General features: G+C 31.4%; 11 protein-coding genes. All 11 read right to left on the reverse strand.

What is annotated here, in order from left to right:
• Positions 1-6 precede the first annotated feature (6 nt).
• The 11 genes from PZ892_RS16625 to rfbA all read right to left on the reverse strand — a co-directional run bounded on the left by PZ892_RS16625 (position 7) and on the right by rfbA (position 13,484).
• Positions 7-1,362, reverse strand: coding sequence for a hypothetical protein (locus PZ892_RS16625; protein ID WP_277711607.1), 1,356 nt, complete (start codon positions 1,360-1,362; stop codon positions 7-9).
• The gene (locus tag PZ892_RS16630) at positions 1,359-2,651 is read right to left on the reverse strand and encodes a hypothetical protein (protein ID WP_277711608.1); all 1,293 of its coding nucleotides are present in this window, start codon (positions 2,649-2,651) and stop codon (positions 1,359-1,361) included. The genes PZ892_RS16625 and PZ892_RS16630 overlap by 4 nt, the downstream gene beginning before the upstream one ends.
• Positions 2,651-4,108, reverse strand: coding sequence for an asparagine synthase-related protein (locus tag PZ892_RS16635; protein ID WP_277711609.1), 1,458 nt, complete (start codon positions 4,106-4,108; stop codon positions 2,651-2,653). Before PZ892_RS16635 ends, PZ892_RS16630 begins: the two co-directional genes overlap by 1 nt.
• The gene (locus tag PZ892_RS16640; RefSeq protein WP_277711610.1) at positions 4,095-5,345 is read right to left on the reverse strand and encodes an oligosaccharide flippase family protein; all 1,251 of its coding nucleotides are present in this window, start codon (positions 5,343-5,345) and stop codon (positions 4,095-4,097) included. The genes PZ892_RS16635 and PZ892_RS16640 overlap by 14 nt, the downstream gene beginning before the upstream one ends.
• 5 nt (positions 5,346-5,350) lie before the next feature.
• A complete protein-coding gene (locus PZ892_RS16645) occupies positions 5,351-6,637 on the reverse strand; it encodes a nucleotide sugar dehydrogenase (protein WP_277711611.1) in 1,287 nt (428 codons plus the stop codon).
• 18 nt (positions 6,638-6,655) lie between these two features.
• A complete protein-coding gene (locus tag PZ892_RS16650) occupies positions 6,656-7,624 on the reverse strand; it encodes an SDR family oxidoreductase (RefSeq protein WP_277711612.1) in 969 nt (322 codons plus the stop codon).
• 18 nt (positions 7,625-7,642) lie between these two features.
• Positions 7,643-8,128 (reverse strand): adenylyltransferase/cytidyltransferase family protein, encoded by a 486-nt coding sequence (locus PZ892_RS16655; RefSeq protein ID WP_277711614.1) that lies wholly within the window; start codon positions 8,126-8,128, stop codon positions 7,643-7,645.
• A gap of 20 nt (positions 8,129-8,148) precedes the next feature.
• Complete coding sequence (locus PZ892_RS16660) at positions 8,149-9,528, reverse strand: nucleotide sugar dehydrogenase (protein ID WP_277711615.1); 1,380 nt, start codon at positions 9,526-9,528, stop codon at positions 8,149-8,151.
• 45 nt (positions 9,529-9,573) lie between these two features.
• Complete coding sequence (locus tag PZ892_RS16665) at positions 9,574-10,086, reverse strand: winged helix-turn-helix domain-containing protein (RefSeq protein WP_277711616.1); 513 nt, start codon at positions 10,084-10,086, stop codon at positions 9,574-9,576.
• 319 nt (positions 10,087-10,405) lie between these two features.
• Positions 10,406-12,109 carry a hypothetical protein gene (locus PZ892_RS16670; protein WP_277711617.1) on the reverse strand — a complete coding sequence of 568 codons (1,704 nt, stop codon included), beginning with the start codon at positions 12,107-12,109 and terminating at the stop codon, positions 10,406-10,408.
• A gap of 505 nt (positions 12,110-12,614) precedes the next feature.
• Entirely contained in the window at positions 12,615-13,484 is an 870-nt protein-coding gene (gene rfbA, locus PZ892_RS16675; protein ID WP_277711618.1) for a glucose-1-phosphate thymidylyltransferase RfbA, read from the reverse strand.
• Positions 13,485-13,502: the final 18 nt, after the last annotated feature.

Raw genomic sequence — 13,502 nt, forward strand, 5'->3', positions numbered from 1 at the left:
TAGAAATTATTGCCTAACATCAGAATCAATACTTCTAATTTTTGAACCGACTTTTATTTTATTAATATTTTTTTTAGACTCTATTTTATTTCCTTTTAAAGTTAATCCTCTGAATTCTCCCGAACTTCCATTTAACAATAACATAGATTCAGATTTTGATTGTATATCATTATTAGTAATATTCACTGAATTAAAAGACAGGGTATTTGGTGTTATAACTATTCCCCAATTTACATTTCTCACATAATTTCCATTTATTTCAATATTTTTTATTGATTGATCAAGGCATATAGCAGCCCCATAATTTTTATCAGGAAATATGCTATTTAGTTTGTTACCTTTAATTACAACATTGTTAGCATACGCTACTCCAATACCAGATGAATACAAATATCTAGAGTTATTAGCATTCGGGTTAGTTACGCCAGAAATTTCATTATTTATTACAACGACATTTTCTGATATATACCCATTTTTACTTCCATGAACCATAATCGGACTAACCCTAACATTCTTATTTAACCTGTGTCTAAAGGGCAATCCTGCATTTTTAATAATGTTGTTTTTAATTTCAATTTCACTCGCTCCCTTATCTACATCAATATTATTAATAGAAGGCCCCTCTAAAATGTTATTTAAAACTTTGATATTCTTTGTAGCAGGACCTGCCATTTCTATTGTGTTCCAGTCATACTCTCCTAGAAAAGTATTACCTTCTAATATGACACCATTTATCATATTTTTAATATTTTCCTTCTTTCGTTGTTTTGTCCATAATGTCAACAACCTAATGGCAAAAGAATTTACATAATCAATATTTACAAATTTACAATTAGTAATAACAACATCATTAACAGAGCCTAAAGTTGAACTATATTTTTTAGGTAGATAGGTAAAGTCATTTGGAGCTTCTTGAGCTGCTATTAAGATAAAAGGAAATCCTCCTACATTTTGATTTGTCTTTTTTAAACCCAAATTTTTGAAGGTAACTGAGGAGATATTAACTTCGGATGATTTTAAAATTAAAATCGAATAAGATGGCATTCCATTTACACCCCTTGAAGCCATATTATCTAAAGTCAAATTAGAAATATTTATTTTACTTCCACCTACTATTTCAATTAAGGGTGAATCTTTAGAATTTTGATTTCTCCAATTTGAATTAGGTTTAATTATACATCCATTCCCATTCAAAATAAAATTTGAAGGTAATATTAGTGGATGATTCAACGTATATGTTTTGCCTTGGGGTAAAGTAATATTACCTTTAGATTTTGCTTGATTAATTATGTCTTGAAGATTGTTTTGCGCAAAAATCAAAAATGGAAAGAACATTAAAATTATAGTAAGGAATTTTTTCATCGAAACACATATTTTTTATCACCTTTAATTAATATAACCAAATAAAGCAATATTAATACCATAAAAGAAATCGGCTGTAAAACAATTAACAAAATTGCAATTAAGATTGATAGTAATTTAAATAAAGGGTTTGTACTTTTATTTTCATATTCAAAAATAAAGTAAATAAACAATGGAGCAGTTATTAACCCTATCCAACCAATGTTTGAAATATGTTCAGAAAAAATTGAAGTAGTTAACCCCCATCCATAAAGTTCATCATTTCCAAAATCGCCAAAGGCAGAGTTAGTAAAATATACAGCATAAGGTTGAGGCTTTGCTTCCCATATAGTTCTCGGAATATAGAAGAATATATTAAATAAGAAGGAGGCAAAATCAAATGGTAAAATATGTCTGTTCAAAAGGAGATCATTATTAATAACAAATTTCAACCCGTAATCTCTAGAAAAATCCAATCTTAGCCCCCAATATGTTCTAAATGCCTCATCAGCTATATTCTTCCCATAACCAATAAGAAAAAATATAAAACCAATTATAGCAATGATAAGTTGACGAATAATATTTTTGGAAGAAATAGCCTTTGAAATAATAAAAAAGGAATATTGGATTATTAAATAATTTGCCACTATACTTCTTTTCCCATGAATCCAAAAATAGATCGCTAAAACGATGACTAAAACAGGTATTAAAAAGGTCCGATCTTTATTTTTGTATTTCTTTTCCAAAATAATACAAGTTATTAAGAATGCAATTAAAACAACACCTAATAAAATAAATTTAACTATCAGTGAATGAGCCTCTGGTAAATCATTAAAAGCATTTTTCCTATCATTGTAGGAACTATAATAACCTAAGTCTCCAATAATAAAAACTAATAAAATTGGGAATACTAAGACCAAAAAAATTAAGTTAAAATATTTATTATAAAATTTAATAAATTTAGAAATCACAACATCAGTTTGATTATCTCTTTTTATGTACCCTTTAACACCTTTAGTAATTAACTTATTGCTATGCCAAATAAAAAAAATTAATAGTATGGAAATATAATAATTATAGAACAAGCTAACTGTCTCATCTTCTATCGCTTCTACTACGTATCTATAAGCGGGGTTGAATCCTAAACCACTAAGTTTATCTAATAAAATCGGACCAACATAAAAAATTAAGAATACTGGAAGAAAAAAGGAGTATCCATTTACTGAATTAACAATAAAACTCTTAATAATATAATAAAGACTATAAATTGATACAGTGAATAGTAATATGTTAGAAACAAAGTATAGCATTACTTTAATTTTTTATACAGGAATTTACCTTTATAGTATAAATCATCTTTAAGATTTTTTAATAAAGAACTTTTTACTTTAGGTAATTTCACCTCTACATTATATTTATTTAAGAAGTTTAATACTTGTCCAATATACAGAACTCTGTCTTCAAAAACTATCCCTCCATTAATTGGATAATTTCTTAAATTATTTATTAGACTTCTACAAGTTTTGACATCAAAAATTTTATCAGCTAGATTAATGTTACTTTCAATGGAATCTTCTACATACTCTAAAAAATTCGTTCTTATCATTTTTCCATAATCATGATGTTTTTTTAAATAATTATCTGGATTTCCTTCTAAACTATTATATTTAATCCCTGTCCTCGCCCATGGAATTTCTAACAACTCAGGACCATAATTTTTCAATAACTCAAAATAGATAGAATTATCTCGTATTTTTGGATCCAAAGACCACATAAATCCAAATACCAAAGGAGAAGAGAACATTTGAAACAACGGCACCTTTTTATTAATGATATTCATACATGAATTCAACATTCTTCTCATATAATGCAATTGTTGATCCTGTTCAAATTGTTGATAAAGAAATTTTTGAGGGAATAATTCATGATAATGCTTTAAATCTGATTTAATATCATCTAAAGCTAACCCTAGAAAATCATCTCTTAACAATCCTCCAATATTACCAATTTTTCCTTCCAAACTTTTTAATTCTTGAACATTACGACCTGAAAACTCTGCTCTTCCAACACTATCTCCAAAACTACCCGCCAAAACACAATCAATATTTTCGTGTAAACTTACTTGTGACATCGCATGTAAATGGATTGGGGTAAATTCACAACCATTTTCAATTGCTATATTACAATTTTCAATCATTTGTGTTTCATCAACCATTAAATGCGTCCAATCCCAATTAAATAATTTTGCAATATTTCTTGCATATACAACATCTCGACTATTTTCAAGCCCCCAAGTAAATGCAAAAACTTGTTTATCTTCTAACCTCCCATCTAATTTCAAATTATTTAGAACACATGCAACGATACGACTATCCATCCCACCTGTTAAAAGAATACCTATTCTTTTATAGGGTGTTATATATGTTAATAATTCCTCCTCTAATAACGAATAGAAAGTTTTTACTATTTCAATTTTAGGTAGATGATTTTCTGCGTGCGTTGGAACTTCAAAGAAATCCCAATTATTTAAACCTGAATTAGGTTTTGCCATCCAAGGTGTTTTATTAATCCCTTTTATTAAAGTTCTATCTCCAAAACAAAAACCAGTTGAAAAAACCTCTACTAAAGAAGTAAAATCTAAAACTTTATCCTCTCTCGTCTTAGAAAGAATATTTTCAAAATCAGATTCAATAATTAATTGTCCATCTTCAAAAATATAATAAGGATTATGAAATCCTAGATGATTGTAAAAATTAAATTGTTTCACTTTTCTGTATTCTTAAATATTTAATAAACAATCCCCCCCCCATTAATAACCTACAGAAAGTCAAATTTATGGCAGCCCCAAGAATTCCAAAAAAATGGATGAGAGGATAAACTATTAACACACCAACTATTGAAGAGAAAATAGTATTCCACATAACTATTTTATCTTTTCTATGAACTAAAAAATAATTCGTCCCAAAAACATTATACATTGAATAACCGATTACTCCGATTGAAAGAATTAATAAAATATAAAATGAATTATCATAATTAACATTTAAATACCAGAACACCAATTTATTCAACAATAATATTACTATTAACATAAGTATAGTAATTGTCAATGTCATTCTTAAATAATCTGGAAATTTATCTTTTCGTCTGTTCAAAAATGGAAAAAATACCCTTGAGAAAATCTCTAAAATTGTAATTATTAAATTTATGACAACAAGAATCGCATTATATATACCAACCAAGGTATTATTAGTTAATAGCCCTAAAATAAATACAGAAGAATTATTGTAAAGAGTTGGAATAAATTGATTAATAAAAATAGGTGTGTTTTCCTTAATAGTTGTAAATAGCCCAATTAACGAGATAAACTTAAACTTTAAATTGTATTTCTTAACCAAAACAAATTGACCAATTACACCTGCCCCAATAAATCCTAAGGCCTGCAATAATGGGTATTTCCAATAGTCTTCCTCTGAACGAATAAAAACAAATATCATAATCGTAAAAAAAACCTTCACACCAATATTTAAAATGGTAATGTATTTCATTTTCTCAACTCCTTGAAAAAACCATTCAGGAAACAATGCATATCCAAATAACATTAAACTACTTAAATAATAAACCGTTTTATTAGTTTCAAACTTTGGAACGAAATTGATAAGAAAAAATATTACTATATAAGAAATGATTAAAAAAATAATTTTTACAGATATGACTTTGCTGTAAATCTCACTCAATTTGTTTCTATTATCTCTATTAATTGCTACATCTCTTGTTGCTGTAATTCTAAAACTAAAATCTGTTAATGACTGAAAATAAGTTATTAATGATGCAGACAAAACTATTACTCCATAATTTTCAAACCCAATGACCCTTAGTACATATGGCAAAGTGATTAATGGTAATATTATCCCAACTAATTGAAGGGCAGAAAGTGAAATTAAATTTTCAGCTATTGCCCTTCCATCTTTGGTGGAAATAATTTTCTTTATTTTATTTATCACTTGATTTAAAGCTTACCATCTACTTGATTTTGGAGAATGCCTTTAACATCATACAAAACAGATTTAACTTTCTGCAATGATTTAAAATCTACATTTAGAAACTCATTATGAGCCACTCCTAATACGATAGCATCGAAATTTTTATTTGGTAATTCTGAAACACTTTCTATTTCATATTCATGTTTAACTTCAGAAGGGTTAGCCCAAGGATCAAAGGTGGTAACTTTTATTCCATAATCCTCCAATGCTTTAATAACGTCGACAATTTTGGTATTACGAACATCTGGGCAGTTCTCTTTAAATGTAACTCCTAGCATTAACACCTCTGCTCCATTTACATTTATGCCTTTTTTAATCATTGTTTTTACAACCTGAGAGGCAACATATTCCCCCATAGAATCATTTAATCGTCTGCCTGCTAAAATAATTTCAGGATGGTATCCATGTTCTTGAGCCTTCTGTGCTAAATAATAAGGATCAACCCCAATACAATGACCTCCAACTAACCCAGGTTTAAATGGAAGAAAATTCCATTTTGTCCCAGCCGCTTCTAATACCGCATGAGTATCAATCTCTAGCAGATTAAATATCTTAGCTAGTTCATTGACAAATGCAATATTAATATCACGTTGAGAATTTTCAATAACTTTTGCAGCCTCCGCAACTTTAATTGCCGGTGCTAAATGTGTACCTGCTGTTATTACTGATTTATAAATTGCATCAACTTCCTGCCCAATTTCTGGCGTTGAACCTGAGGTTACTTTAAGGATTTTCTCAACAGTATGCTGTTTATCTCCTGGATTAATTCGCTCAGGTGAATACCCAGCATAGAAATCTACATTAAATTTTAAGCCAGAAACTTTTTCCAAAACAGGAATACATTCTTCTTCTGTCACTCCTGGGTATACTGTTGATTCGTAAACCACTATATCACCTTTCTTTAAAACCTTCCCTACAGTTTCAGATGCTTTGTATAAAGGAGTTAAATCAGGACGGTTATTTTTATCTACTGGCGTTGGTACTGTAACTACATAAAAATTTGCGTTTTCAATATCAGTTAATTGATTGGAACAGAATAACCCTGTAGACCCTTCCTGATTAAATGGGTTTTCAGAAACTAAAACACTTTGAAGAACCTCATCTTCTACTTCTAAAGTTAAATCCTTCCCTTTTCTTAATTCATCAATTCTTTTTTGATTGATATCGAATCCTAAAACAGGATATTTTGTAGCAAATAATCTTGCTAAGGGTAATCCTACGTAACCTAAACCTATAACTGCAATATTTTTCATTTTATGTAATTTTCTATTTTATTTTAAATTATCCCAATACCACTTGGTAGCTTCTTTTAAACCTTCTTTGATCACATGACTCGGCTCATAACCCAATAGTCTTTTAGCTTTTTCAACTGATGCAAGAGAATGAGGGATATCCCCTTGTCTATTAGGACCATGTACAACTTCTACATTGGCAATTTCTGAATCATATTCTGTTAAAAATTCTTTCAAATATCCCACCAACTGATTCAAAGTGGTTCTATCACCTACTGCTGTATTGTAAACGGTATTGACCGCCTCTGGATTATCAGTCAACATCGCACTTTCATTCATTTGAATCACATTATCTATGTATGTAAAATCTCTTGAATAATCTCCAGCACCATTAATCACTGGACTCTCATGGTTCATAAATTTCTTTACAAATAATGGAATTACAGCAGCATATGCTCCATTGGGGTCTTGCCTTCTACCAAACACATTGAAATATCTTAAACCAATGGTTTCCATTCCATAAGTTTTGGAAAATATCTCCGCATATAATTCGTTTACATATTTCGTAATTGCATATGGCGATAGAGGTTTACCAATTTTATCTTCAACTTTAGGCAAACTTTCTGAATCACCATAAGTCGATGAAGAAGCTGCATAGATAAAGCGTTTCACATTTGCATCTCTTGCAGCAACTAACATATTTAAAAAACCTGAAACATTTACCTCATTGGAAGTTTGAGGATCCTTAATTGATCTAGGAACGGATCCTAATGCCGCCTGATGTAAAACATAATTTACACCTTGAACTGCCTTTTCACAATCTTTAGTATTCCTAATATCCCCCTCAATCAAAGTAAAATTAGGATTCCCCTCATGTTGAGCAAGATTATGACGATGGCCGGTAGCAAAATTATCAAGTACTACTACTTGATGCCCTTTACCTAAAAAATACTCTGTTAAGTTAGAGCCAATAAAGCCTGCTCCGCCTGTGATTAAAATTTTACTCATTATATTTATTGATAATTTTTACTTAATATTCTTTTGATTCTCTTTATCCGCCACTATCTTCCTCAAGCCAGAGCTTGAAAAGCGATGATCTCTACTATTAAAATATAGCTCAATCCCTTTCTCCTCACAATATTTTCTTCCTGTAAAATCCCTATCCTTATACTCATCACCCACAATTCTTACATCAAGCTTAAAGGATCTTAAAATATCTTCCAGGTCTTGTTCGGTTGAGTAAGGAACGATCTCATCTACGGATACACATCCCCTCAACTGAATATATCTTTCAACTACGGTTTGAGTTGGTGCATTTTTTTCAGGACGGTCCAAGGTAGGATCCATCTGAAGACCACAGATTAAATAATCACATTGACGCTTAGCTTCAGCCAACATCATGATATGTCCGGCATGTAGCAGGTCAAAGGTTGAAAATGTTATACCAACTCGAGGTCCAGGATTATAATCCTGATGTTTGAACTCTTTTACCTCTTTAATTTTCTCTTTCATATATGGTTAATAGTTTAATCTTATTCCCCTATTGCATAATATATAAAACCAAGATTCTCAATCTTTTCCCTATCCAAAAGCTTTCTACCATCAAACACAAATGCTGGTTTTTTCATAGAATCTTTGATTCTTTTCCAATCTAAATCTTTGAACTCATCCCATTCAGTTAGTATGGCTAATCCATGCGCATCTTTTGCGGCTTTATATGGATTATCAACAACACTTAGTAGCTCCTTGTTTTCATCTGCAGTCCTTGTAGCAAGGTAATCCAAATCTTTAAAGATTTGATGCTCTTGTACTTTTGGATCATAAACTACAACTTGTGCTTGTTCATCAAGCAAATGGTCTGCAACGTAAATGGCGGCTGATTCTCTGGTGTCATTTGTATTTTTCTTAAATGCCCATCCCATGAAAGCAATTTTCTTGCCATTAACCGTATTATACATCGATCGGATGATCTTTTCAGCAAATCGGGTCTTCTGATGATCATTAATTATAATTACCTGCTCCCAATAATCAGCGACCTCATTCAAATTATAGGAACGGGCTATATATACAAGATTTAGTAAATCCTTTTGAAAACATGATCCCCCAAATCCTACAGATGCTTTTAGAAACTTGGAACCTATCCTTGAATCCTGTCCAATCGCATGTGCCACCTCATCTACATTCGCTCCTGTTACCTCACACAATTCAGAAATCGAATTTATCGAGGAAACACGCTGTGCTAAAAATGCATTGGCAACTAGTTTGGAAAGTTCAGAAGACCATAAATTTGTACTTATGATACGCTCCGAAGGAACCCATGCCTCATAAATAGACTTCAGCGCATTTATGGCTTCTGGATCTTCACCTCCAATTAATATCCGATCTGGATTATGTAAATCAGGAATTGCTGTTCCTTCCGCTAGAAACTCTGGATTGGATAAAACATGGAATTGGACCCCTCTACCAGTATGATCCAATATACTTTTAATCGTAGCGGCAGTTCTTACGGGAATGGTAGATTTCTCAACAATGATCTTCGAGGAAGTCGCGACATCCGCAATTTGACGGGCACATAACTCAATAAACTTCAAATCTGCAGCTTGCCCTTTGCCTTTTCCGTACGTTTTGGTCGGTGTATTCACGGAGATAAAGATCATATCTGCCTCAGATATGGCCTTTTCAATTTCGGTAGAAAAAAACAAATTCCTCCCTCTCGCTTCAGCAACAACCGCATCTAAGCCTGGCTCATAAACTGGTAATTCCTCCAGATTATCTGAATTCCAAGCTTCTATCCTTGAAGCATTTAAATCTGCGACAGTAACTTGAATATGTGGATTTTTCTGAGCAATAACAGACATGGTTGGCCCTCCAACATATCCTGCTCCAATACATGCAATCTTTGTGATATCCATTTTGATTTACCGAGTAATAATTGGCTTAACACCAATTTACAATTTTCAATTTTCTTTTTGATATAAAATAATCTGCCCATTCACTTCATTAGGCTTTTCAAAGTATATCTTAATCCTTTTTCCAAGCAACTTCTCGGTTTTTCCGCTTAGTTGCAATAAATATGCCGAATCAATAGTATTGCCAAGTATTAAGACCTCTATAACTCCAGAATCTATGCCCTTAGCATAGTCTCCCAATAAAACCACTTGATCCACATCGCCAGTTCGGGAAAGAACATGATCAACAGCTTGATCGATTCCCAAAAAAGTACGGACTAAGTTTTGTAAACTTTGAAAAAGCGGATGATTTACGTTAGCGCTATAATAAATTTTGTTGTTATTTTGAAATTTTATTAAGTAACCAGCTTCAGACAACTGGTTCAACTCTTTTCGGATAGAATTGGTAGATTCATTGAACTCTTCAGCGATACCTCTCAAATACCCCTTGTTGTTCGAGTTTACAAAAAACTTGATCAACAACTTTAACCGGGTTTTGGATGTTATCAATGAATCCAACATAATAATAAAAGTGAGCAACAAAAGTACTCAACTTTTTTATTATTAACAAAAAATCTTTGTTAACAAATTATTAACTATGCTTAAATTTAACGTGAGTTCGGTTTAAGCATCAAGGAATAATTGGTTTTCTTGCTGTTCAAACTGAATGTTTAAAGAAGGTTTTTTAGGAAAAAAAGCATAAGATGCCAATGCCCCTAGAATATTTAACAAAAAGTTATTTACATTACATTGCCTAACATTTGGATTAATGAGGTTCGAATTGCTTATTCTAACTCAATCTCATCAATCAAAAACGACTTCTAGGAAACAACTTGTCTTTTTACTCAAATTTCTTCTTTAACCTTTGTTTAGCTTTTTTAACGCCTTCAAGGGAAATGCCCAATAATTCAGCAATACTTCTATTATTTAACCCTAATTTCATCAAGGATAATAGACGACAATCATATTCTGTTAACTTGGGGTACAATTCCTTTTGAGTAGATAAATAACCTGGATAAACTCGTTCAAATATTTTACTAAATTTAACCCACCGCTCCTCTGTCATCACATGATTTTCGAGCATTTTATTCAAACGTTCATTAACCTCTTCTTGACGGTCCGGAAAGTGGTCAAAATTATTTATAACTTCATTCCGTAATCGCTGGATGGTCAAATCATTTTGTTTAATTGTAGAGGTGAATTCCTTTAATGAATTATTCAAAAGAAGAAGTTCTCTATCCAAAGTTTGTTTTTCATATGAGAGCTCCATTTGTTCTTTTTCTAATTGGGCATTCTTAAATAGAATCTTGTTTTTAGAATGGTTTACTAGTAACAAAATAATGAGAAAAAATAAGATAGAGAATATCACAAAATAGATATAAGTCTGGTTTGTTTGTTTCCTTTTAAGCTCATAATTTTCAAGGTTTTTCTGATATTTCTCAGCCTCCCATTTCCAAGATGCCCGATTTAGCTTCTCATAATCATCATTCTTATCCAAACTATCCTTCAAAACTATGTAATTTCGAAGGTAATTTAGCTCTTGATTATATTCTCCTTTTCCTCTAACTATCTTAGATAATAGTAGATAAGCTTCGACTTGATATTCAAGAAAGTAGGGTTTATTTTGCATTAATTTATTAGCCTCATTAACACAATTTTCTGCGGCTTTTAAGTCATTTTCCTCCATATACATGCTAGCTAATGCTAAATTTGCACGCATGGCATCTAAGGATTCATTAAATTTTACTGAATATTCAATATTCTTCTTTACCAAATCAATGGCATGGGACCTTTTACCCTCTTTCCAATAAAGATCAGCTAAATTTCCCGAAATAATACCTATCCATACAGAATCCTTGGCCAATCCAGCCACATGTAAGGCCTGATTAAAATAATCAGTAGCCTTTGAGTATAAAGAATCTTTTTTAGAATAAACACCCATGGCATTGACCATGTCTATACGATTTCGGCTCAATGGTACAGTATAGGGTAGAGCAATTTCTAAATATTCGGTCGCCTTTTTTTGATTACCGATATAACTGCAAAAACTCGCAATAAAACTATAATGCAAAGTCAGTCTTGGTATTTTATTGAGATTAATCGATTGGCTTAAATCATCTGCTTGAAGAAAATAAGGAAAAGCTTCTCGCATCTTTCGATAAACAAAGTAATAGTATCCTTGTCTAATCAAACCAACATGATACAGTTCTTGTTCATTTCCCATGGAAACCAAGTTATGAGCCTGTTGGAAGTAAAAATTGCTCCGTTTATTTACATTGTCAAATGCAATAGAGAAACCATCTGCCATCAGCATATAATACGCCCATTTTAAAGGAATGCTACGGCGCTCATCAGCAATTTTTTTTACAGAATCTAATCTTAGAATTAATGCTGATGTATCCCTTTGAAAATTTACATCAATTTTTAATATCCTCTCTAATTCTAAAAGAGAATTTTTAATTTGGTTTTGGCCCATTAATTGATTCAAAAAGGAACTTAAAACCAAAAGAACCGCAAATGAGAATAAAGTTAAATTGTTTGGCATGATAATATTCTCCCTAAATTACAGGAAAAATTGACATAATAGAAGTTCCAACAAACAAATAACCTCAAAGACAAAAATCAATCAAAATTTTTACAAGGAACTCATGAACTCTATGGTAAATTAATTTGAACATGGAAATTAGAGTGAAGGGATATTTTTAAGGAAAAATAATGCTATATCCTGTTTACCAAAGCATTCTAAAAAATAGATTAGAAACGTCTTTTTGTTTATTATTTATCAATAATAAACAATGTTACCATTTTTCATTAACGATATTTTTCCAAACATCATATGGGACAATCCATTTTTTTTAAACTCCAAATGTTTGGATTAGGTTAACTCGTTTATTTTTAATGAGTAGATCGTATTACAATCTAAATCTCAATTTATTTTAGACAAAGAATCAATCAAGTTTTTCTAAAGTATCTTGTTAATCAACAAAAAATCAGAAAAACTCTATTCGATAACTACTGAAGTGGTTAGTAAATATTTAAAGAATTATTCATTAACTACTTATTTTCTTTAAATACTCGAAGTATACACCCTTCAAATCCTTAACTCGATTGTATAAATCGGCCTTTTGAATATATCCTTTCGATAATGCAATCTCTTCCAAACAAGCAACCTTTAAAGAAGTTCTTTTCTCAATCGTCTTAATAAATTCCGTGGCTTCAGACAAAGACTCATGTGTCCCCGTATCTAACCAGGCAAAACCTCTTCCCAATAATTGTAATTGAAGAATATCTTTATTTAAATACTCATGATTCACAGTAGTTATTTCTAATTCTCCACGATCTGAGGGTTGGACATTTTTGGCAATTCCTATTACCGAATTTGGATAATAATAAAGTCCTACAATGGCATAATTAGATTTCGGATTTTTTGGCTTCTCCTCTATATCATAAACCTTACCTGACTCATCAAACGCGGCAACTCCATATCGCTCAGGATCATCCACATAATAACCGAAAACAACGGCTTGTTTATCCTGTTCAACTTTCCTTCTGGCATCAAGTAGCTGCTGTTGTAAACCAGCACCGTAAAAAATATTATCCCCTAGAATTAAACAAACATCATCATCCCCAATAAAATCTTCCCCAATAATAAATGCTTGGGCTAAGCCATCTGGTGAGGGTTGCTCTGCATAAATTATCGATATGCCCAATTGTTCGCCATTACCAAATAACCTTTGGAAGTTTGGAAGATCTTGAGGTGTAGAAATAATTAAAACTTCACGAATTCCTGATAACATTAATACCGATAATGGATAATATATCATAGGTTTGTCATATACTGGAAGCAATTGTTTGGAAACGACCTGTGTCAATGGATGTAGTCTAGTACCTGATCCTCCAGCTAAAATTATTCCTTTCATAATTTTGTGTTCTTATTG

The sequence above is a fragment of the Sphingobacterium sp. WM genome, assembly GCF_029542465.1.
GTDB classification, from domain to species: domain Bacteria; phylum Bacteroidota; class Bacteroidia; order Sphingobacteriales; family Sphingobacteriaceae; genus Sphingobacterium; species Sphingobacterium cellulitidis.

Excerpts from the sequence above, each read along its gene's own strand:
- PZ892_RS16630 (WP_277711608.1), bottom strand. The coding sequence starts at position 2,651 with ATGCTATACTTTGTTTCTAACATATTACTATTCACTGTATCAATTTAT.
- PZ892_RS16655 (WP_277711614.1), bottom strand. The coding sequence starts at position 8,128 with ATGAAAGAGAAAATTAAAGAGGTAAAAGAGTTCAAACATCAGGATTAT.
- PZ892_RS16625 (WP_277711607.1), bottom strand. The coding sequence starts at position 1,362 with ATGAAAAAATTCCTTACTATAATTTTAATGTTCTTTCCATTTTTGATT.
- PZ892_RS16650 (WP_277711612.1), bottom strand. The coding sequence starts at position 7,624 with ATGAGTAAAATTTTAATCACAGGCGGAGCAGGCTTTATTGGCTCTAAC.
- PZ892_RS16645 (WP_277711611.1), bottom strand. The coding sequence starts at position 6,637 with ATGAAAAATATTGCAGTTATAGGTTTAGGTTACGTAGGATTACCCTTA.
- PZ892_RS16665 (WP_277711616.1), bottom strand. The coding sequence starts at position 10,086 with ATGTTGGATTCATTGATAACATCCAAAACCCGGTTAAAGTTGTTGATC.
- PZ892_RS16670 (WP_277711617.1), bottom strand. The coding sequence starts at position 12,109 with ATGCCAAACAATTTAACTTTATTCTCATTTGCGGTTCTTTTGGTTTTA.
- rfbA (WP_277711618.1), bottom strand. The coding sequence starts at position 13,484 with ATGAAAGGAATAATTTTAGCTGGAGGATCAGGTACTAGACTACATCCA.
- PZ892_RS16660 (WP_277711615.1), bottom strand. The coding sequence starts at position 9,528 with ATGGATATCACAAAGATTGCATGTATTGGAGCAGGATATGTTGGAGGG.